This window comes from Sulfurovum aggregans, from assembly GCF_055385215.1.
This window is the reverse complement of sequence record NZ_AP042387.1, coordinates 525051-545527: the sequence shown is the minus strand read 5'-3', so window position 1 is coordinate 545527 and position 20477 is coordinate 525051. Positions and strand designations below refer to the sequence as shown.

Sequence of the window (20477 nt, the reverse complement as noted above, 5' to 3'; positions counted from 1 at the left end):
TATGATCATTGGATAAAATCATTCAACTATGATAAAAGGAAAAAAATGTCTGATTTGTTTGACGATAACCATAATGTTGAAGAGGTACTGATCGAAGACAGTATCAAGTCAAGTTATCTTGACTACTCTATGTCTGTTATCATCGGTAGAGCATTGCCTGATGCACGTGACGGACTGAAGCCGGTACACAGAAGGATCCTCTATGCGATGAACGATCTGCATCTGTCACATAGAAGTCCGTACAAAAAATCCGCACGTATCGTCGGGGATGTGATCGGTAAGTATCACCCGCACGGTGACAACTCGGTGTATGATGCACTGGTACGTATGGCACAGGATTTCTCTATGCAGGCACCGCTTGTGGACGGGCAGGGGAACTTCGGTTCCGTTGACGGGGACAATGCAGCAGCAATGAGATATACCGAAGCGCGTATGACAAAGATCGCCGAAGAGCTCCTGGGCGACCTGGAGAAGGATACAGTGGATTATGTACCGAACTACGATGATTCCATGGTAGAACCCGATGTACTTCCCGCACGTATACCGAACCTGCTTCTGAACGGTTCAAGCGGTATTGCCGTCGGTATGGCAACGAACATTCCTCCCCATCGTCTCGATGAGCTTATCTCCGCACTGGTACTGCGCATAGACAATCCGGAATCGACCATAGAAGATATGATGAAAGTAGTTCATGGGCCGGACTTCCCGACAGGGGGTATCATCTTCGGACGCAAGGGGATCACAGATGCCTATACTACAGGGCGCGGGCGTATCAAAGTACGTGCAAAGACCCATATTGAGGAGAAACGCAACAAAGAGGTGATCATCATCGATGAACTTCCTTTCCAGGTGAACAAATCCAGACTCATTGAGAATATCGCACAACTCGTACGTGACAAACATATCGAGGGGATCTCGGAGATACGTGACGAGTCTGACAGGGAAGGGATCCGCGTGGTCATGGAGCTGAAACGTGACGCGATGAGCGAGATCGTACTCAACAACCTGTTCAAGAGTACACAGATGCAGGTGACTTTCGGTATCATCATGCTTGCTATTGCAAACAAAGAGCCAAAAGTCTTTAACCTTATGGAACTTTTTGACCTCTTTCTGAACCACAGAAAAACCGTGGTCATCAGAAGAACCATCTTCGACCTTGAGAAAGCAAGAGCCAGAGCGCATATCCTCGAAGGTCTCAAGATCGCCGTGGACAACATCGACGAAGTCATCAAGATCATCCGTGCTTCTGCCGACGATGTGGAGGCAAGAGACAACCTGATGAGCAGATTCAAACTCTCAGAGATCCAGGCGAAAGCGATCCTGGAGATGAGACTCCGACGACTCACAGGCCTGGAGATCGAAAAGATCGAGAATGAATTGGCAGAACTGCTTAAGACGATCGCATATCTTGAAAGTATCCTGAAAAGCGAAGAGAAGATCAACGAGATCATCCGTGAAGAACTGGTAGAGATCGGTGACAAATTCACTACACCGCGCCGTACAGAGATCGTGGATGACTATGATGATATCGATATTGAAGATCTCATCCCGAACGAGCCGATGGTCGTAACCATTACACACAGAGGCTACATCAAGCGTGTACCGGTGAAACAGTATGAGAAGCAGCATCGCGGCGGCAAGGGCAAGACAGCGGTCACTACCTATGATGATGACTTCATAGAGAGTTTCTTTACGTCAAATACCCACGATACACTGATGTTCGTTACGGACAGAGGACAGCTCTACTGGCTCAAGGTCTACCGTATTCCGGAAGGGTCGCGTACGGCAAAAGGAAAAGCAGTCGTGAACCTCATTAACCTTCAGCAGGATGAGAAGATCATGGCGATCATCCCTACCACTGACTTCTCCGAGGACAAAGGACTGGTATTCTTTACGAAGAACGGTATCGTCAAAAGGACCAACCTTTCCGAATACTCAAATATCAGAAGCAACGGGGTAAGAGCGATCAACCTGGATGAAGATGATGCACTGGTAGAAGCGAAGATCGTCAAACCGGATACCAAATGGCTCTTTGTTGCAACGAAAAAAGGTCTCTGTATCAGATTCAAAGTGGAAGATGCAAGAGAGATCGGACGTGTGGCACGCGGTGTTACAGCGATCAAGTTCAAGATAGAAGGTGACTATGTATGTGGTGCAACCACTATAGAGAATGAAGATGATGAGATCCTCATGCTGAGTGAAAAAGGTCTCGGCAAGCGTACAACAGCCAGCGAATACCGTGAACAGAACCGTGCAGGTAAAGGGGTCATTTCCATGAAACTCACCCCTAAGACCGGTGATGTGGTAGGTGTAGTGTTCGTTGAAGAGGACAAAGATCTTATGTGTCTGACAAGTATCGGAAAGATGATACGTGTTGACATGGAGACCATCCGTAAGGCAGGAAGAAATACTTCAGGTGTCAAAGTAGTTTCTGTAGAGAAGAAGGACACTGTTGTAAGTATAGCAAAATGCCAGAAAGAAGAGAAACCTCAGGACGAGAGTAATGAGGAAGAAGAGAATACAGGCAGTGAAACAACAACAAATAACGACAATACATTAGGATTGGAATAGCGTGAGAAGAAATAAATTTCAGTATAGGGAGGCACTAAATGCCGAGTCATAAAAAATATAACATAGCAGTAGTAGGTGCATCCGGTGCCGTTGGAGAAGAACTTTTCAGAGTTTTGGATGAAACAGAGTTCCCTGTAGCGAATATTCTGCCTCTGGCAAGTGCAAGAAGCGTAGGTGAAGAGATAGAGTGTCAGGGTAAAAGTTACAAGATAGAAGAGCTGACAGAAGAAGTATTCGAAGGCAGAGATATCGACATTGCTTTCTTCTCTGCAGGAGGAAGTATTTCTGCGAAATTCGCACAGTATGCAGTAGAAGCCGGGGCAGTGGTCATAGACAACACATCCCACTTCAGAATGGACCCTAAAGTACCTTTGGTCGTACCGGAGGTCAACCCTGAAGATATTGAACTCTGGGAAGATACAGGGATCATCGCGAACCCCAACTGTTCTACCATTCAGATGGTACAGCTTCTTAAACCTCTGGATGACCTTTACGGTATCAAAAGAGTTGATGTAAGTACCTATCAGGCTGTAAGCGGTGCAGGTAAAAAAGGGATGGAAGAGCTTGTCAGGCAGATGCAGGCTTTCTTTAACTTTAAACTGGATGAGGCAAAAGTGGAAGCTTTTGCACATCAGATCGCACTCAATGTCATTCCTCATATCGATGTAGCCCAGGAGAACGGATACACCAAAGAAGAGATGAAAATGGTCAATGAGACCAACAAGATCATGCATTCCGATATCGCTGTCTCTGCAACCTGTGTACGTGTGCCGGTACTCAGAAGCCATTCAGAGTCCATTACGGTCACCTTTGGTGAGAATGTGGATGTCTCTGTACAGGAAGCAAGAGAAGCACTTGAAGCATTCGAGAATGTGACCGTCATCGATGACATGTCCAAGAACGAATATCCTATGCCTGTCATCGCTACCGATACGGATGAGACCTATGTCGGGCGTATACGTAAAGATCTTTTTGCAGACAACATACTTCACCTTTGGGGTGTGGCGGACCAGGTAAGGGTAGGGGCTGCGACCAATGCAGTGAGAATTGCACAGAAGTGGATCAAATTAGAAGGAAATGCCTAATGTTAGAATCATTATTTGAAGGTGCCATCTGGCGAAGCAGGTTCATCGTTCTTTTGGCAGTGATCTTCGGTTTACTGGGGGCGGTCATACTTTTTGTGGTCGCTTCTATGGATATCTGGGGGGTAGCGGTATATGCATTTGAGACGATCATATCCCATGCCCATCCGGAAAAATTCCATGAAGATATCGTTGCAGGTATCATCGGTGCGGTCGACCTCTATCTGATCGCAGTCGTGATGTTCATCTTCTCATTCGGTATCTATGAACTCTTTATCTCGGAGATAGATGAGGCAAGCGGCAAGAGCGGCAGCCAGATCCTTGCCATTCATTCGCTGGATCAGCTTAAAGATAAGATCGCGAAAGTGATCGTCATGGTCCTGGTTGTAAACTTTTTTCAAAGAGTTCTACATACAGATTTTACAACACCGCTTGAGATGTTGTATTTCGCACTTTCCATTACAGCACTGGCAGTAGGATTAAGTTTTTTAAGTAAAGTAGGTAAACATTAATGGGTAATAATAAAATATTTGTAGACGCATGTCTGGGTAAAGAGACACCGTACACACCGGTATGGATGATGAGACAGGCAGGACGTTATCTGCCGGAATATATGGCTGTAAGGGCAGAAGCGGGGAATTTCCTCAACCTCTGCCATGATCCCGAAAAAGCGGCGGAAGTGACCATCCAGCCGCTCGATATCGTAGGTGTGGATGCAGCGATCCTCTTTTCGGACATTCTTGTCATCCCCGATGAGATGGGAATGGACTTGAGTTTTGTAAAAGGCGAGGGGCCGAAATTCTCAGATCCTATTACCTGTCAGGCAGATATAGACAGACTCATCGGCGGTGAGGAAGCTGCATCCAAACTGACCTATGTCTATGAAACGATCGAACTGCTCAGAGAGCAGTTGGATGCACGGGGTGACAACAAGGCGCTGATCGGGTTTACCGGAGCTCCATGGACACTGGCTACCTACATGATCGAAGGGCAGGGAACGAAGACTTACAACATCTGTAAGAAGATGATGTACTCCAACCCGGAACTTCTGCACAGTATCCTTGCAAAAGTGACGGAAGTGGTCAAGTACTATATGGAGAAACAGATCCAGGCAGGCATCGATGTCGTGCAGATCTTCGATTCGTGGGCAGCAGCTATCGAACCGGGCAAATATGATGAATTCTCCTGGAAATACATGGTAGAGATCGCAGACTATCTAAAAGGCAAATATCCGCATATCCCTATTATCATGTTCCCGAAAGGGGTAGCTGCATTCATAGAACGCGGTCTGGTTTACGGGAACTTCGATGTATTCGGTGTGGACTGGGGAACACCGATGGCTCTGGCAAAAGAGAAACTCGGTGACAAATATGTACTCCAGGGCAACATGGAACCGTGCAGGCTCTACTCCAAAGAAGCCACGACAGAATGTGTAGAAGCCATCCAGAAGGTCATGGGCGGAAAAAGACACATCTTCAACCTCGGACACGGTATCCTGCCGGACGTACCGGTAGAGAATGCGATCCATTTCGTCAAGGAATGCCAAAGAGTAAGTGCAAAGAGCTAAGCTCTTGCATGGTGAGTGATAGTCGTGAGTGATAGTGATAGTGATGGTGGAGATAGTGATGGTTTGGAATGGGTATGGATTATAAAGAATTGCTTGTTTGGCAAAAATCTATTAATCTTGTAACAGATGTTTATAGATTGGTAAAATCTTTACCTCAGGAAGAGTTATATGCTTTGTCTGATCAGATTAAAAGATGTGCTGTTTCCATTCCTTCGAATATTGCAGAAGGCAGTGGTAGAAATACGACAAAAGAGTTTATACAATTTCTTTATATATCACTAGGAAGTGCTTCAGAATTGGAAACACAACTTATCATTGGTCAAAATATAGGATTCTTTAATAATCTTGATATCTATTTTAAAGAGATCAATGAAGTTCGTAAAATGTTAAATGGTCTTATAAATTCATTAAAAAAGAAAGAAAAAAGATGACTCACAACTATCACTATGCACTATCACCATCCACTATCACTGCATACTATCCCTATGGACTATCACTATCACCAACCACTTTCACTATCACCAACCACTTTCACTATCACTCACGACTATCACCATCACTCTTCTGCCTTAAAGAGAAGTTATGCCAAATAATTCTGAACGCTTAACGCTTAACGCTGAACCCTCACCTCCGGTGATCTTTGGTCCTGTCTATTCCAGAAGATTCGGTAAATCCCTCGGGGTGGATCTCAGTCCGGGTAAAAAGCAGTGTAATTTCGACTGTCTCTACTGTGAGCTTGATCCTGCTAAAACTATGGGTAAGCAGGATGAAGTACTCAGTGTAAAAGAGATCATTGATGCGATCAAAAAGGGGCTGCAGGAGTATGAAGATATTGATTTTCTTACCATTACAGCCAATGGAGAACCCACACTCTATCCGTATTTAAATGAACTTATAGATGAAATAAACAAGATCAAGGGTAATACCAAAACACTCATCCTCTCCAATGCTGCAACTATAGATGAAACTAAAGTGCAAGAGGCACTGCTGAAACTGGATGAAGTGAAACTCTCTCTGGACTGTGCCACACAGAAATGTCTCAAAAAGCTGGACCGCTCCCACAGCGGTATCGATGTGGAAAAGATCAAGGCGGGGATGCTGGAATTCAAAAGCAGATACAGGGGGCCTCTGGTCATAGAGATCCTTATCGTCAAGACGCTGAACGATTCCCCAGAAGAGATCTCCGAACTCAATGCCTTTCTTTTGGAACTGCAGCCCGCACGCATAGACATAGGCACCATAGACCGGCCGCCCGCATTCGATGTGAAACCTGTCAGTTATGAAGAGCTGCTGCAGATCAGCCATCTTTTCGACCCCTCTCTGCCTGTCTATATCGCCTCACGTAAAAAAGCAGATATCTCACCGTCCGGATACAGTGAAGAAGAGATCCTTGAAACACTGCATAAACGTCCGCTGACGCTGGAAGATATAGAAGCTTTATTTGATGAGGAGAGTCAAAAAAGGTTTCATACACTTCTAAAAGAGGGGAAAATAAAGACAGTTGAGACAAATGGTGTAGTATTTTACAAAAAAGCCTGAAAACATCTTGACTTTAAAGGTGTTTTCCTCTATAATCCCATTCACAAATTTAAATGTTCCGGCATAGCTCAGCGGTAGAGTAGATGACTGTTAATCATTTGGTCCCAGGTTCGAATCCTGGTGCCGGAGCCACTTCAATTTGTAATACTTTTTAACCATTCCGGCATAGCTCAGCGGTAGAGTAGATGACTGTTAATCATTTGGTCCCAGGTTCGAATCCTGGTGCCGGAGCCACTTTTTTATTCCCTTTTTCCCCATATATTCCATATATTTTCAAAGAACATTCAAATCCCGTAATCACCATTATAAAACAGCCAATAATCAATACGCAATACAAAACCCTCCCGTAGGGGCGGACCCCCGTGTCCGCCCGGGAAAGCGGATAACAATCTGTATCTTTCCAATATAAGAAATAAAGTTAGTTGGATATAATCCTGACAGGATTATATATTACAAGGTAACATTTGCGTGAGTATTTATTATAAAAGATTACAAAAACTACAAAAAGATTTTAAAGAGATCAAAATAAAAAAAGCCAATAAGTGGGAGTTTAAGCCACATCAGCAGGCAATGTACGATTTTGTAATGCAATCAAAAAAAAGTACCACTTTTATGATCAATGATTATAAGGTCACCATAAGAGTAGGGAATGAGAACTTTGGCTTTATGCATATACTTTTACGACATTTTTGTGAAGGTTGTGACGGTGAGATCACAGCTAAAGATATTTTGAATATGGGATATGTGATCAAGAATAACATTACTGTACCATCCAGGAAAAAGGGCAGGGTGAATTTTATTCAGACAAAAGAAAATGGTGAGAAATATACGGTTGTCCTAACTCAAGAGAATCCGAATGATTTGATTTTTACATTTTTTAGCAGTAAGTAGATGGAAGAGGGACAAACAACATGGAACCACCACTTAGGTTCTCCGCTCGGGCTTGTTTGCACTCCCTCTTCACGACAAGCTAGAAGGCTGTCAATAAAACCAAATATCAATTTAACTTTATGGACAGCCTGCCATGCTCTTTACACTGACGATTATATCAAATATGATGTTCAAAGTCAAGATTGCATATTTCCAGGATTTGACACATATTCCCCCCCCTGTAGGGGCGGACCCCCGTGTCTGCCCGGGAACGGAATGGCAATTCAAATCCCGCAACAATAAACAAATCCTGCCAAAAATGGTCCTCTTAAGCTTTATTATCCTAAAATTAAAACAACATAAATATTATGTGATATTTTAAAGAAGGAAGGTAGTTATGACAAAAGGAAGAAAAATTGCAGGTTTGGTAATGGGGTCGTTGCTCATAGGGAATGTTGCCTATGCGGATTTCGGAGATGCAGTGGTCGGCGGACTGGTCGGCGGTGCGGTCGGTTCCGTGATCACCAATGAGGTATACAACAGTAACCGTTCCAACAGACAGGCTCCTGCAAAGCAGCATTACAGATCGTCATCCAAAAAGAAAAGCTATGCAGCTCCCAGAAATACACCTGAAATGAAGATCCAGAGAGCACTTACGAGTCTGGGCTTCTACCGCGGCAGGATCGATGGTGAGGTAAACTCTTTTGAGACGCGTTCCGCTATCAAACAGATGAATATGGCATATGAGATCGGGAACAGTGCTTCGCTCAAACCTGAGGCAAGGGATGCCCTGATCTTTCTGGGGACCCTGTTCGAATTTGACAGGAACCTGATCGCCAGAGGTACGGACAGACGTACAAAAGGAAGAAAGATCCAGACGGCATTGAAGATACACGGTTTCTACTTTTCCAAAATCGACGGTGTGGTAGGGCGCGGTACCCGCAGTGCGATCGCCGAATATAAAGCTGCCAAAGGTCTTTCCTACGGTTCGTCACTGGATTTCAAGGAAGAGTATCAGCTTGTCAGTTCTGCAAAAAAGATGAACGACAAGAACATTGAAGATACGATCATGACCCTTAAAGGTATGGGTACGAAACAGACAATGCCTGCACCGGTACTGAAACTCGAAGCTGCACCGCAGAATACACAGGAGAGCAGCAACAGTGCTGCAATGCAGTAAAATATCGCAGAGCAGTATTTCCTCGCGGTAGACCAGATCGAAGAGCATAATAACGACAATTAAAAATTAAACATTGCCCCGTCAGGAAATGCCCTTGGGGTGCATCATTCAACATTCTTGCTTGAGCCTGTTTTTATGGTAAGTCTCACTCTGTTGACAAAAAATCCAATATTACCTATAATATAGGTAATAAAACCTAACTAGTAGGTTAGTGGAGTTGAAATGTTGGAAGTACTATTTGGATCAAAGAACAGAGAACGTGTATTGCAATTCATCCTTGCAAAAGGGGAAGGGTATGCCAAAGAGATAGCAGACTTCTATGGTACAAGTCTGGATCCCATCCAAAAACAGTTGGAGAAGTTAGAATTGGGTGGTGTGTTGGCAAGTAAAAATGTAGGGAGAACAAGACTCTTTGTGTTTAATCCGCGGTATGCATTCCTGAGTGAATTAAAAGCATTACTGGAGAAAGCAAGAGAGTATTACAGTCCCGATGAAATTGAGCGACTTACTATGGGGCGCAAACGGCCCAGAAGGGCAGGGAAACCACTATGAAGTCCATTGCAGAGATGAGTATGGAGGAGTTGGCTGCCTATGTGTGCAGTAAATTGGAAGAGGAAGGTATAGAGACAGTTCTTTCTGGCGGTTCATGTGTACAGATATATTCACAGGGAAAATATACATCCGATGATATTGACCTGATCGACAGATTCAACGGAGGGCATACACTGATTAAAAAAGTGATGTTTGATATGGGTTTTGCAGAGTATAACCGTTATTTTGTGCATGATGAGACAGAATATTTCATAGAGTTCCCACGGGGTCCACTTGGTGTAGGCGATGCTCCTGTGCACGACATAGCAATACAGGAAGAAGAGACGGGGATACTCAAGTTGTTGACCCCGACGGATTGCATTAAAGATAGATTGGCTGCCTATTATCATTGGGATGACCCTCAGAGTTTGGAACAGGCTGTGTGGGTAGCAGAACAAAACAGTTTTGATCTTTTATCTATTGAAAAGTGGTCGGAACAAGAGATGGAGATGGATAAGTTTACTATTTTTAAACAAAGGATTGAAACGTAAAGTAGCATTATAAAAAATGTAAGTTTCTCTGGTTTACATCGATCCGGATAAGTACGAAAAAAAGAATATAAACCCCCTCTATAAACTCAATTAGCCAAAGTTTCATAAACTCCTTATTCCTGCCCTCTTATTCCTAACTCCTAACAGCACTTTTTCGCTATAATATCTTCAATTTTTCGGGGGAGGGATTTTCATGTCATATTTATCAATGATCAACAGTATCTTTCCTAATATAGTCAAAGAGATCACTGCGGTTTTGAGTTGTCATTATCACCTGACCCCTGGATCTGGGCTTCTACCGCGGCAGGATCGATGGTGAGGTAAACTCTTTTGAGACGCGTTCCGCTATCAAACAGATGAATATGGCATATGAGATCGGGAACAGTGCTTCGCTCAAGCCTGAGGCGAGGGATGCACTGATCTTTCTGGGGACCCTGTTCGAATTTGACAGAAACCTGATCGCCAGAGGTACGGACAGACGTACAAAAGGAAGAAAGATCCAGACGGCATTGAAGATACACGGTTTCTACTTTTCCAAAATAGACGGTGTGGTAGGGCGCGGTACCCGCAGTGCGATCGCCGAATATAAAGCTGCCAAAGGTCTCTCCTACGGTTCGTCACTGGATTTCGAGGAAGAGTATCAGCTTGTCAGTTCTGCAAAAAAGATGAACGACAAGAACATTGAAGATACGATCATGACCCTTAAAGGTATGGGTACGAAACAGACAATGCCGGCTCCGGTACTGAAACTCGAAGCTGCACCGCAGAATACACAGGAAAGCAGCAACAGTGCTGCAATGCAGTAAAATATCGTAGGGGAGCACCCCGTGTGCTCCCGCGGTTTCACTAAGAAATACAGGATGCAAATTGTTATTTCAGGATGCATGATCGAAATACGGATCTTGAATTGTCATTCTGCTCCCGGGCGGACATGGGGTCCGCCCCTACAGGATCTTTTATTGCCTACCTCTCTATCAAACCCTAAATCCTAAACTCTTTTCGATATAATCTTTATATTATTTTTTAATGTTTAACTTCAAGTCGGGGGGAATGGATGAAAACAGAAGATCACAGCCAAACAGAAGCGGTACATTCTATTTTTACAGAGAGAAGTACTGTATGCTGAAGCGCAAAAAAGTTCTGATTGTTTTTGGTACCCGTCCTGAAGCCATTAAAATGGCACCTTTGGTGAAAGCCTTTCTGGACCATGCAGAGGTATTTCAGACAAAAGTATGTGTTACGGCACAGCACCGTGAAATGCTGGACCTTTTTGGGATCATACCCGACTATGACCTCAATATCATGAAACCGGGACAGGATCTCTATACGGTGACTTCAGCCGTCCTGCTTCAGATGAAGTCTGTACTTACGGACTTCAAGCCGGATGTGGTGTTTGCACATGGTGATACCTCTACGACTTTCGCCACTTCTCTGGCAGCCTTTTATCAGCAGATCAAGGTCGCACATGTCGAAGCCGGACTGAGAACAGGCAATGTCTACTCGCCGTGGCCGGAAGAGGCGAACCGTCAGCTCACGACACAGATCACTGCCTACCATTTTGCACCGACGGAGACAAGCAAGGCAAATCTCATCAAAGAGAATGTCAAGGAGTCCTGCATCGCTGTTACAGGCAACACGGTCATTGATGCGCTCTTCCTGGCTCTGGAAAAGATCAAAGGCGATCCGAAGCTTGAACGGCAGATCATCGATCAGCTGGCAGCCAATAACTGTCAACTCAAGGATGACAGGGATCAGAAGATCATTCTGGTCACAGGCCACCGCAGAGAGAACCACGGCCAGGGGTTTATTGATATCTGCAGCGCGTTAAAAGAGCTTGCATTGAACAATCCGGATATTGATATTGTGTATCCTGTCCATTTGAACCCCAATGTACAGGGGCCGGTCAGAAAACTGCTTTCAGGTCTGCATAACATCCATCTCATTGAACCTCTGCAGTATGAGCAGTTCGTCTATCTGATGGAGAGGTCTTACTTCATCATCACAGACAGCGGCGGTGTCCAGGAGGAGGCTCCTTCTCTGGGGAAACCGGTCCTTGTCATGCGCAATACAACGGAGCGTCCCGAAGCGTTGGAAGCGGGTACGGTGAAACTGGTAGGCACCGATCCGGAATTGATCATAAATGAGGCACAGAAGCTGCTGGATAACCGTGATGAATATGATAAAATGTCAAAAGCACACAATCCGTACGGCAACGGGGATGCCTGCGAAAAGATCATTGCGTTTTTTGCGAACGGTCAAGATGAGGGATGGAACGCATTACCTTGTTAACAAATATAATTAAAACTTCACAGGAAAATCATAAATGAGTAAAACGAATTTAAAAATAGCAGTTATCGGTCTAGGTTACGTAGGTTTGCCATTGGCGCATGCTTTTTCAGAAAAATATGAGCTCGTAGGATTCGATATCGCCCAATGGCGTATCGATGAACTTAATGCTGGGCTTGATCGCACGTTGGAACTTTCTGAAGAGCAGGTTAAAGAAGCACTGACCAATGGTATTAAGTTTACCAATGTCTTGGATGAGATCGCAGATTGCAATGTATATATTGTTACGGTTCCAACCCCTATCGATGAACATAAACGCCCTGATTTAACCCCACTGCTCAAAGCCAGTGAGTCCATTGGAAAAGTGTTGAAAAAGGATGACATTGTCATCTACGAATCCACAGTCTATCCGGGAGCAACAGAAGAGGACTGTGTACCTGTCCTTGAAAAGTTCTCCGGCTTAAAATTTAATGAAGACTTTTATTGTGGTTATTCTCCTGAACGTATCAATCCGGGAGACAAAGAGCATACCGTAACGAAGATCCTTAAAGTCACTGCTGGTTCTACTCCTGAGATCGGTAAAAAAGTTGATGATCTTTATGCAAGTGTTATTACGGCTGGAACACACATGGCTCCAACTATTAAAGTGGCAGAAGCCGCAAAGGTTATTGAAAACTCTCAGCGTGACATCAACATTGCCTTTGTAAATGAACTGGCGATCATCTTCAATAAACTGGGTATTGATACAGAAGCAGTACTTCAAGCAGCAGGTACGAAGTGGAACTTCCTGCCGTTCAGGCCAGGCTTGGTCGGTGGTCACTGCATCGGGGTTGACCCGTACTACCTGACGCATAAAGCACAAGAAGTTGGGTATAATCCGGAGATCATCCTTGCCGGACGTAGGCTCAATGACAATATGGGTATGTATGTTGCAAATCAGGTACTTAAGCTCATGATCCAAAAAGAACACAAGATTGCCGGTGCAAAAGTGTTGGTGCTTGGTATTACTTTCAAAGAAAACTGTCCGGATATCAGAAATTCAAGGGTAATCGATGTTATTCGTGAACTTCAGGAGTTTGGAACGGATGTAAGTGTTTATGACCCATGGGCCAATCCGGAAGAGGTTGAAAGAGAGTATGGACTCAACCTGTTATCAACTATCAATGATCCACAATCAACTCAATACGATGCCGTTGTGCTTGCTGTTTCTCACGATAAATTTGATGATCTTGATATTGAGAAACTTAAAAATGGAAATGAGACTGTTATTTATGACATCAAGTCAAAACTAAAAGAAAGTGATGGGAAGCTTTAATGAACAAATTAGAACAGTTGAGAGAAGAACTCAAGAAGGATCAAAAAACTTGGTTGGTTACAGGTAATGCTGGTTTTATCGGTTCGAACTTAATGGAGTTTCTGCTTTCATGTAATCAAAAAGTTATTGGGTTGGACAACTTCTCTACAGGCTATCAGTACAATATCGACGATGTTCTCTCCCAGGTTAGTGAAGAGGCTGCAAAGAACTTTACGTTCATCGAAGGTGATATCGCAGATTTCGATACCTGTGCTAAAGCGTGTGAGGGTGTGGACATTGTGTTGCATCAGGCGGCTCTTGGTTCTGTTCCCCGTTCCATTGATGACCCGGTGACTTCCAACCGTTCCAATATTACTGGTTTTCTGAACATGCTGACTGCTGCCAAAGATGCGGGCATTAAACGTTTTGTTTATGCAAGTTCGAGTTCTGTGTATGGTGACTCCAAAGAGCTTCCCAAAGTTGAAGAACGTACAGGTAATTTACTTTCTCCTTATGCAGCTATGAAAATGACCAATGAACTCTATGCAGGTGTTTTTCAAAAGACATACGGTATGGAAACACTTGGACTGCGTTATTTTAATGTATTTGGACGTAGACAAGACCCTAACGGTGCTTATGCTGCCGTAATTCCTAAATGGGTGGGTTCTCTGTTGAGTGATGAAGATGTTTACATCAACGGTGACGGTGAAACAAGCCGTGACTTCACCTACATCGACAATGTCATCCAGATGAACCTCCTCGCAGGAACCACAGACAACCCGGAAGCCTTTGGTGAAGCCTTCAACGTAGCAGTAGGTGGCAGAAACACCCTCAATGAACTCTATAACCTGATCAAAGATCAGCTCAATAAGGCGGCTGAGCACTATCAACTATCAACTATCAACCAACAACCAATTTACAGGGATTTCCGCCCCGGCGATATCCGCCACTCCAACGCAGACATCTCTAAAGCGAAGCGAATGGTCGGCTATGAGCCTACGCACGATATTTATCGGGGGATGAAAGAGGCAATTGAGTGGTATATTGAGAGTATAGGTAATAAATAGTTTTTAAATGATCAATAAAATCCGTACAAAACTAAAAGGACAATTTCTAAAAAACTTTCTTCTCTTAGCCCTCGCAACATTTTTAGGAAAAGGTTTGGGGTTTTTCAAGGAGATGATGATTGCCAATTATTTTGGAACTTCGCATCAACTTGATATTTTAATTTTTTCATTTACACTTGCAGGCACTTTTTTAGGCATTTTGTCAGGTGGGATGGAAGCAACGGTATTACCAAATTATCTAAAATCTAAAGCCATCAGCGTAACACAAAAGAACACTTATCTCTTTTCAGTCTTTAGTCTATTTTTACTGTTTTTGTTAATTGTATATGTGGTTATTGCTTTATTTGGCTCTCATATCATTAACTTTATCGCTCCTGGATTTTCACTCCAAGATATCAAAGAAGCTACAAGTTATTTAAATATATTTTTCATCTATATATTATTTGCATTTTTGAGTGTCTTTTTTCTTATTATTTTAAAAGCGGAAAAGAAGTTCTTTTACTCAGGAATAGTCCCTTCATTGATCCCTGCCTCTATTATGGTATTTTTGTTTTTCAAACATGATAGTGGAGTTGTTGTCATTGCATACGCTGTGATAATAGGTGCCATACTTCAGTTGTTGTTTTCTTGGTTGAAGTCTGTTTCCTTTGTCTCTTTTAAAGGTGTTGAGTATACTAAATTAAAAGACAATTACCGACGTATCATGAAAAACTATTCAGTTTTACTTGGAAGTGGACTCTTTATAGGCCTGATAGGCTTAACCGATCAATCTTTCGCAACCCTTGCAGGAGAAGGAGCAGTGTCGTCACTTAGTTATGCACAAAAACTTCCAGCGTTAATCGATGGTCTTGTTGTTATGGTGTTAGGAACGATTCTGTTTTCTAGTTTTGCTGAAAATATCTCTTTATCACGATATGAAGATAATAAAATACTTTATATGAAAACCTTAAAACTCATTTTTTCTGGTAGCATATTGGTAGTACTTATCTTGTCTTTTTTCTCAAAAGAACTTACTAATATAGTATTTGTAAGAGGTGCATTTGACTACGACTCATTAATGATGGTCTACCCCATACAGACAGCTTTTTTTCTTAAGTTACCATTTATTGCAACTTCTATTATATCTGCAAGGATGATGAACTCTTTTGAACTCAATAGAGAGATGTTTTATATCAATATGGTTAGTTTTGGATTTAATTTAATTTTAGATTACTACCTTGTGACATCATTTGGAACACTTGGCATAGCCTATGCAACCTTGTTTGTCTATATATGGGCAGCTGTGTTAAATCATTTAGTAGTGATGCGTCAATTCAAGAGGGTTTCAGTATGAAAATATTAATGGTTATATATTCCTTAGGATCAGGTGGAGCAGAACGAGTATTAAGTACCTTAGCCAATCAATGGTCAGAGGAAAATAATGAAGTTGTTATAGCCACCTTTCTCAATAGAGAACCCTATTATTCTTTAGATTCCAAGATAAGGCATTTGCCACTCGGTATAGACAATGACTCCATAAATAGCAAAAATGTATTGTCAGATAATTTTTTCAGAATAAAAACATTACTCAACATTTTTAAAAAAGAAAACCCAGATATGATTATCAGTTTTATGACAACAGCCAATATCTTATCAACCATAGCAGCAAAACTATCACATAAACCTATTTTGATTTCTGAACGGACAAACTATAATTTTTTACAATCTAAGGTTTGGAGACTATTACGTAGAGTTGTTTACCCACTTTCAGATGCCTTAGTAGTACAGTCAAACTATGACCAAAAGAGATACAGTTTTCATAACAACTGCCATGTCATCTATAATCCTTTAAAAATAACACATCAACATCACGACATAGCAGAAGAAAAAATTATTTTGGCTGTGGGAAGATTAACAAAAGTAAAAGGGTTTGACCTGCTTATTGATGCTTTTGCAAATATTAAGGAAAAGAGAGGATGGAAGCTCATTATAGTTGGAGAAGGTAGTTTACGAGAGGCATTGCAGCAACAAATCGACAATTATGATTTAAAAAGTCTCATCACTATGCCAGGAAATACTAAAGATGTCGAAGCGTTTTACAAACGAGCTTCTATTTTTGTTTTGTCATCTAGGCTTGAAGGTTTTCCAAATGTTCTTGTAGAAGCGATGGCTTATGGATGTGCCCCTATTGCCTTTGACTGTTTAACAGGTCCAAGAGATATTATAGACAATCAGAAAAATGGTCTACTGGTTGAAATAGAAAATGTAAAGGCTTTGACAAATGCGATGCAGATACTTATGGACAATGCGGAAAGTAGAGAATTATATGCTGAAAATGCAAAAAAAATTGAACAAAAATTAAATGTTGATAAAATATCAGATGAATGGTTCGAGATAATCAACCATATAGTAAATAAGGAAAAATAGATGTGTGGCATAGTGGGATTTATAGATTACAACAAGCGATCTTCAAAAGAAAAACTAAAAAAGATGACCGATGTACTGCATCACCGTGGACCTGACGATAGTGGCTACTCTTTTTACGATGAAGAAAAACAGCACATAGCCTTAGGCCATAGACGGCTTTCCATCTTAGATCTCTCGACACATGGGCATCAGCCTATGGTGTTTGAACAGTATGAGATCGCCTACAATGGAGAAGTCTATAACTTTAAAGAGATCAGAGAAGAGTTGGAGCCCTTAGGTTACAGTTTTGAGTCAGACTCTGACACTGAAGTCATTTTAAAGGCATATCACCAATGGGGCATAAAAGCGGTAGATAGGTTTAATGGTATGTTTGCCATTTCCATTTATGATAAGTCTAAGCAAAAGTTAATTCTCATTCGTGACAGAGCTGGGGTAAAACCGCTTTATTGGTATTGGAAAGATGGTCTCTTTATGTTTTCAAGTGAACTCAAAAGTTTTCATGAACATGCAGACTTTCAAAAAAGCATTAACAAAGATGCCTTGGCACTCTACTTGCAGTATGGTTACATTTTACAACCCTATACCATTTTTGAACATACACATAAACTGCAATCTGGTCATTACTTAGAATTCGATATTCAAAGTTCCACATTCAACATTATAAAGTATTGGGATGTCATAGACTTTTACAACAAACCTAAACTAGACATGAGCGAAGAGGAAGCCATAGAAAAAATGGAGACCTTACTTAAGTCTGCCTTTGAGTACAGAATGGTTGCCGATGTTCCCGTCGGTGTTTTTTTGAGTGGTGGCTATGACAGTTCCATCGTCACGGCACTTCTGCAAGATGGCAGAGAAGAAAAGTTAAACACTTTTACCATAGGTTTTCACGAAAAAGGCTTTGACGAGTCTCCTTATGCAAAACAGGTCGCAAAACACCTAGGCACCAATCATACCGAGTACTACTGTACCCAAAAAGATGCCTTGGAGATCATCCCAAAACTGTGTGAAATGTACGATGAACCCTTTGGTGACAGTTCAGCCATACCAACTGCGTTAGTTAGCAAGTTAGCCCGAGAAAAAGTAACTGTTTCCTTAAGTGCAGATGGAGGTGATGAAATTTTCGCTGGGTATGGTAAGTATGATACGGCACTCAGGTACTATAACTTTTTCAGTAAGATTCCAAGCATCGTACTACCCTTGATCTCAAATATGATGGACATCGTTAATCCCAAATATATTCCTCTTTTTAATAAAACCTATAACTATGCAACACGTTATGAAAAAATCAAAAATATTTTAAAAGCAAATAGTACAGTTTCTGCGATGGAGTTTACCAGCCAACACTTTACAAACAATGAATTAAAGCGACTGTTAAAAGGGAACTACACATCCTTAACTACTAACTTTAAAAACAATGCACAGCTTTCAAGTAACAATGATGCCATCAATAAAATGCTTGCCATCGACTACCAAACTTATATGCAAGATGATATACTGACAAAGGTTGATAGAGCGACCATGAGTGTGAGCTTGGAGGGAAGAGAGCCTTTGTTAGATCATCGCATTGTTGAGTTTGTAGCACAACTCCCTTCAGAACTAAAATATAAAAATGGCGATAAAAAATGGATGCTTAAGCAGATCACTCATAGATACTTGCCAAAAGAGATGATGGATCGCCCTAAAATGGGTTTTGCTATACCTATTACGGAGTGGTTTAGAGATGAACTTAGAGACTACTTTATGAAGTATCTCAATAGAGAAAGATTAGAAAGAGAAAATATTTTCGTAGTTGACGAAATCATTAAATTAAGGGACATATGCCTATTAGGAGATTCTGCCAATATTCAGAGACTTTGGTGGATTTTAATGTTTGAAATGTGGTATGAGCGATGGATGGAACGATGACAAAAAATATACTGATTAAGATTTTTTATACTTTACTACACCCATTAAAAAAAGCTAAATTAATGGGGTTAGAAATTGGGTGCAACCATAAAATAGGTAGATATTGTGACTTTGGCGCTGAACCATACCTCATAAAAATAGGAGATAACTTTTATTCTTCTTCTCATGTACAGTTTGTAACACATGATGGTTCTGTTAATGTTCTTCAAAATATGTACTCTGATTTACATGATATAGACTGTTTTTCTCCTATTGTCATAGGTAATAATGTTTTTATAGGTTTTGGTACAACTATACTACCGGGTACGGTGATAGGTGACAATGTGATTGTGGGTGCTGGAAGTATTGTCAAGGGTATGCTAAAAAGCAATAGTGTGTATGCAGGTGTGCCAGTAAAATACATATGTACAATAGATGAATATAAACTAAAAAATGAAGCAAACTTTATTAATACCAAAAAATTACCTTCTGAGGAAAAGAAACAATATGTGAAATCCTGGGTAGATAAACATTACCCTTCATTTAGTAAAGGTGAAAAATGAAAAAAATACTTTTTATAGTACCCTCCATGAGAGGCGGTGGAGCTGAAAGAGTTGTTTCTATACTAGTAAGCCACTTAGACAAGACGAAGTACCAAATAAAGTTGGTTCTTTTAAAAGCGGAAGGTAAATACTTAGAAGACATTCCTAACAGTGTTGAAATTGTTGATCTTAAAGCATCCAAAGCAAGGTATGCCTTACTAAAATTGTTCAAACTCATAAAAAAAGAAAAACCAGATATTGTCTTTTCAACATTGGGGTACTTGAGTTTGATGATAGCTTTAGTACATCCATTTTTAAGTAAACACATCAAGTTCATTGCTAGAGAAACAAGCATAGTAAGCAAAAGTTTAGAAATACAAAAATACCCAACAATCACTTCATTTCTTTACAAAACGATTTACAACCGTTTTGATACCATCATCTGTCAGTCATACTATATGCAAAGAGATCTTGTAGATAACTTCAACATCAAAAAAGAAAAAACGGTTGTTATTAATAATCCTGTAGATATAGAAAAAATAGAGAAAATGGCAGAGGTACAAGAACAAGTTTTTGATAGTAGTAAAATAAACTTATTGGCAGTTGGTAAACTTCATAAAATAAAAGGGTATGACAGTCTCATAAAAGCTGTGAGTCTTTTACAGGATGGGGAATACCATTTAACTATATTGGGAGAAGGCTTAGAAGAAGCATCTCTAAAAAAGTTGGCAAAAGAGTTGGCAGTTGAAGAGCAGATCACTTTTCATGGCTTTGAGGCAAATCCATACAAATACATGAAACAAGCAGACATGTTAGTGCTTAGTTCATGGCATGAAGGCTTCCCTAACGTAGTACTCGAAGCCAATGCTTGTGGTACACCTGTCGTTGCATTAAAATGCCCAGGGGGGATTGTTGAGATTATTGAAAATGGTGTGAATGGTTTTTTAGTTACAAATATAAATGCAAGTAAATTAGCTAAAAAAATCAAAGAAGGAACTTTCTATAACTGGAGCAAAGAAGAAATTAAAATTAATACTAAACAAAAATATACAGTAGAAAAAATAGTTAAAATATATCAAACTATTTTACAATAATTAGAAAGAA

At 41.3% G+C, this 20477-nt stretch carries 19 protein-coding genes and 2 tRNA genes; all 21 read left to right on the top strand.

What is annotated here, in order from left to right; all coding sequences use genetic code 11:
* The first annotated feature begins 45 nt into the window (after positions 1-45).
* The 21 genes from gyrA to ACZ48W_RS02540 all read left to right on the top strand — a co-directional run bounded on the left by gyrA (position 46) and on the right by ACZ48W_RS02540 (position 20467).
* Positions 46-2571 carry a DNA gyrase subunit A gene (gene gyrA / locus ACZ48W_RS02640; RefSeq protein WP_464829613.1) on the top strand — a complete coding sequence of 842 codons (2526 nt, stop codon included), beginning with the start codon at positions 46-48 and terminating at the stop codon, positions 2569-2571.
* A 38-nt stretch (positions 2572-2609) separates the two neighbouring features.
* Positions 2610-3656: an aspartate-semialdehyde dehydrogenase gene (locus ACZ48W_RS02635; protein WP_464829611.1), complete on the top strand. Its 1047-nt coding sequence runs from the start codon at positions 2610-2612 to the stop codon at positions 3654-3656.
* Positions 3656-4165 carry a YqhA family protein gene (locus tag ACZ48W_RS02630; RefSeq protein WP_464829609.1) on the top strand — a complete coding sequence of 170 codons (510 nt, stop codon included), beginning with the start codon at positions 3656-3658 and terminating at the stop codon, positions 4163-4165. Before ACZ48W_RS02635 ends, ACZ48W_RS02630 begins: the two co-directional genes overlap by 1 nt.
* Positions 4165-5220 carry a uroporphyrinogen decarboxylase gene (gene hemE / locus ACZ48W_RS02625; protein WP_464829607.1) on the top strand — a complete coding sequence of 352 codons (1056 nt, stop codon included), beginning with the start codon at positions 4165-4167 and terminating at the stop codon, positions 5218-5220. Before ACZ48W_RS02630 ends, hemE begins: the two co-directional genes overlap by 1 nt.
* A 74-nt stretch (positions 5221-5294) precedes the next feature.
* Positions 5295-5651, top strand: a complete 357-nt coding sequence (locus ACZ48W_RS02620; protein ID WP_464829605.1) for a four helix bundle protein — start codon at positions 5295-5297, stop codon at positions 5649-5651.
* A 151-nt stretch (positions 5652-5802) separates the two neighbouring features.
* On the top strand, positions 5803-6759 hold the full coding sequence (locus tag ACZ48W_RS02615) for a radical SAM protein (RefSeq protein WP_464829603.1): 957 nt from the start codon (positions 5803-5805) through the stop codon (positions 6757-6759).
* Positions 6760-6816: 57 nt separating this feature from the next.
* Positions 6817-6891, top strand: a tRNA-Asn gene (locus tag ACZ48W_RS02610).
* A 27-nt stretch (positions 6892-6918) separates the two neighbouring features.
* Positions 6919-6993 (top strand) — tRNA-Asn (locus ACZ48W_RS02605).
* A gap of 234 nt (positions 6994-7227) precedes the next feature.
* On the top strand, positions 7228-7650 hold the full coding sequence (locus ACZ48W_RS02600) for a hypothetical protein (RefSeq protein ID WP_464829601.1): 423 nt from the start codon (positions 7228-7230) through the stop codon (positions 7648-7650).
* Positions 7651-8026: 376 nt separating this feature from the next.
* On the top strand, positions 8027-8809 hold the full coding sequence (locus ACZ48W_RS02595) for a peptidoglycan-binding domain-containing protein (protein ID WP_464829599.1): 783 nt from the start codon (positions 8027-8029) through the stop codon (positions 8807-8809).
* A gap of 222 nt (positions 8810-9031) precedes the next feature.
* Complete coding sequence (locus ACZ48W_RS02590) at positions 9032-9361, top strand: winged helix-turn-helix domain-containing protein (protein ID WP_464829597.1); 330 nt, start codon at positions 9032-9034, stop codon at positions 9359-9361.
* A complete protein-coding gene (locus ACZ48W_RS02585) occupies positions 9358-9891 on the top strand; it encodes a hypothetical protein (protein ID WP_464829595.1) in 534 nt (177 codons plus the stop codon). Before ACZ48W_RS02590 ends, ACZ48W_RS02585 begins: the two co-directional genes overlap by 4 nt.
* A 356-nt stretch (positions 9892-10247) precedes the next feature.
* On the top strand, positions 10248-10697 hold the full coding sequence (locus ACZ48W_RS02580) for a peptidoglycan-binding domain-containing protein (protein ID WP_464829593.1): 450 nt from the start codon (positions 10248-10250) through the stop codon (positions 10695-10697).
* Positions 10698-11010: 313 nt separating this feature from the next.
* The gene (gene wecB, locus ACZ48W_RS02575; protein WP_464830460.1) at positions 11011-12180 is read left to right on the top strand and encodes a non-hydrolyzing UDP-N-acetylglucosamine 2-epimerase; all 1170 of its coding nucleotides are present in this window, start codon (positions 11011-11013) and stop codon (positions 12178-12180) included.
* Positions 12181-12214: 34 nt separating this feature from the next.
* Complete coding sequence (locus ACZ48W_RS02570) at positions 12215-13492, top strand: nucleotide sugar dehydrogenase (protein WP_464829591.1); 1278 nt, start codon at positions 12215-12217, stop codon at positions 13490-13492.
* Positions 13492-14538, top strand: a complete 1047-nt coding sequence (locus tag ACZ48W_RS02565) for an SDR family oxidoreductase (RefSeq protein ID WP_464829589.1) — start codon at positions 13492-13494, stop codon at positions 14536-14538. Before ACZ48W_RS02570 ends, ACZ48W_RS02565 begins: the two co-directional genes overlap by 1 nt.
* 7 nt (positions 14539-14545) lie before the next feature.
* Positions 14546-15871 carry a murein biosynthesis integral membrane protein MurJ gene (murJ, locus tag ACZ48W_RS02560; protein ID WP_464829585.1) on the top strand — a complete coding sequence of 442 codons (1326 nt, stop codon included), beginning with the start codon at positions 14546-14548 and terminating at the stop codon, positions 15869-15871.
* On the top strand, positions 15868-16944 hold the full coding sequence (locus tag ACZ48W_RS02555) for a glycosyltransferase family 4 protein (protein WP_464829583.1): 1077 nt from the start codon (positions 15868-15870) through the stop codon (positions 16942-16944). Before murJ ends, ACZ48W_RS02555 begins: the two co-directional genes overlap by 4 nt.
* A complete protein-coding gene (asnB, locus tag ACZ48W_RS02550) occupies positions 16945-18852 on the top strand; it encodes an asparagine synthase (glutamine-hydrolyzing) (protein WP_464829581.1) in 1908 nt (635 codons plus the stop codon).
* Positions 18849-19394 (top strand): acyltransferase, encoded by a 546-nt coding sequence (locus ACZ48W_RS02545; protein ID WP_464829579.1) that lies wholly within the window; start codon positions 18849-18851, stop codon positions 19392-19394. The genes asnB and ACZ48W_RS02545 overlap by 4 nt, the downstream gene beginning before the upstream one ends.
* Positions 19391-20467, top strand: a complete 1077-nt coding sequence (locus ACZ48W_RS02540) for a glycosyltransferase (RefSeq protein ID WP_464829577.1) — start codon at positions 19391-19393, stop codon at positions 20465-20467. The genes ACZ48W_RS02545 and ACZ48W_RS02540 overlap by 4 nt, the downstream gene beginning before the upstream one ends.
* The last annotated feature ends 10 nt before the right edge of the window (positions 20468-20477 follow it).

Excerpts from the sequence above, each read along its gene's own strand:
- gyrA (WP_464829613.1), top strand. The coding sequence starts at position 46 with ATGTCTGATTTGTTTGACGATAACCATAATGTTGAAGAGGTACTGATC.
- ACZ48W_RS02635 (WP_464829611.1), top strand. The coding sequence starts at position 2,610 with ATGCCGAGTCATAAAAAATATAACATAGCAGTAGTAGGTGCATCCGGT.
- ACZ48W_RS02630 (WP_464829609.1), top strand. The coding sequence starts at position 3,656 with ATGTTAGAATCATTATTTGAAGGTGCCATCTGGCGAAGCAGGTTCATC.
- hemE (WP_464829607.1), top strand. The coding sequence starts at position 4,165 with ATGGGTAATAATAAAATATTTGTAGACGCATGTCTGGGTAAAGAGACA.
- ACZ48W_RS02620 (WP_464829605.1), top strand. The coding sequence starts at position 5,295 with ATGGATTATAAAGAATTGCTTGTTTGGCAAAAATCTATTAATCTTGTA.
- ACZ48W_RS02615 (WP_464829603.1), top strand. The coding sequence starts at position 5,803 with ATGCCAAATAATTCTGAACGCTTAACGCTTAACGCTGAACCCTCACCT.
- ACZ48W_RS02595 (WP_464829599.1), top strand. The coding sequence starts at position 8,027 with ATGACAAAAGGAAGAAAAATTGCAGGTTTGGTAATGGGGTCGTTGCTC.
- ACZ48W_RS02590 (WP_464829597.1), top strand. The coding sequence starts at position 9,032 with ATGTTGGAAGTACTATTTGGATCAAAGAACAGAGAACGTGTATTGCAA.
- ACZ48W_RS02585 (WP_464829595.1), top strand. The coding sequence starts at position 9,358 with ATGAAGTCCATTGCAGAGATGAGTATGGAGGAGTTGGCTGCCTATGTG.
- ACZ48W_RS02580 (WP_464829593.1), top strand. The coding sequence starts at position 10,248 with ATGAATATGGCATATGAGATCGGGAACAGTGCTTCGCTCAAGCCTGAG.
- wecB (WP_464830460.1), top strand. The coding sequence starts at position 11,011 with ATGCTGAAGCGCAAAAAAGTTCTGATTGTTTTTGGTACCCGTCCTGAA.
- ACZ48W_RS02570 (WP_464829591.1), top strand. The coding sequence starts at position 12,215 with ATGAGTAAAACGAATTTAAAAATAGCAGTTATCGGTCTAGGTTACGTA.
- ACZ48W_RS02565 (WP_464829589.1), top strand. The coding sequence starts at position 13,492 with ATGAACAAATTAGAACAGTTGAGAGAAGAACTCAAGAAGGATCAAAAA.
- murJ (WP_464829585.1), top strand. The coding sequence starts at position 14,546 with ATGATCAATAAAATCCGTACAAAACTAAAAGGACAATTTCTAAAAAAC.
- ACZ48W_RS02555 (WP_464829583.1), top strand. The coding sequence starts at position 15,868 with ATGAAAATATTAATGGTTATATATTCCTTAGGATCAGGTGGAGCAGAA.
- asnB (WP_464829581.1), top strand. The coding sequence starts at position 16,945 with ATGTGTGGCATAGTGGGATTTATAGATTACAACAAGCGATCTTCAAAA.
- ACZ48W_RS02545 (WP_464829579.1), top strand. The coding sequence starts at position 18,849 with ATGACAAAAAATATACTGATTAAGATTTTTTATACTTTACTACACCCA.
- ACZ48W_RS02540 (WP_464829577.1), top strand. The coding sequence starts at position 19,391 with ATGAAAAAAATACTTTTTATAGTACCCTCCATGAGAGGCGGTGGAGCT.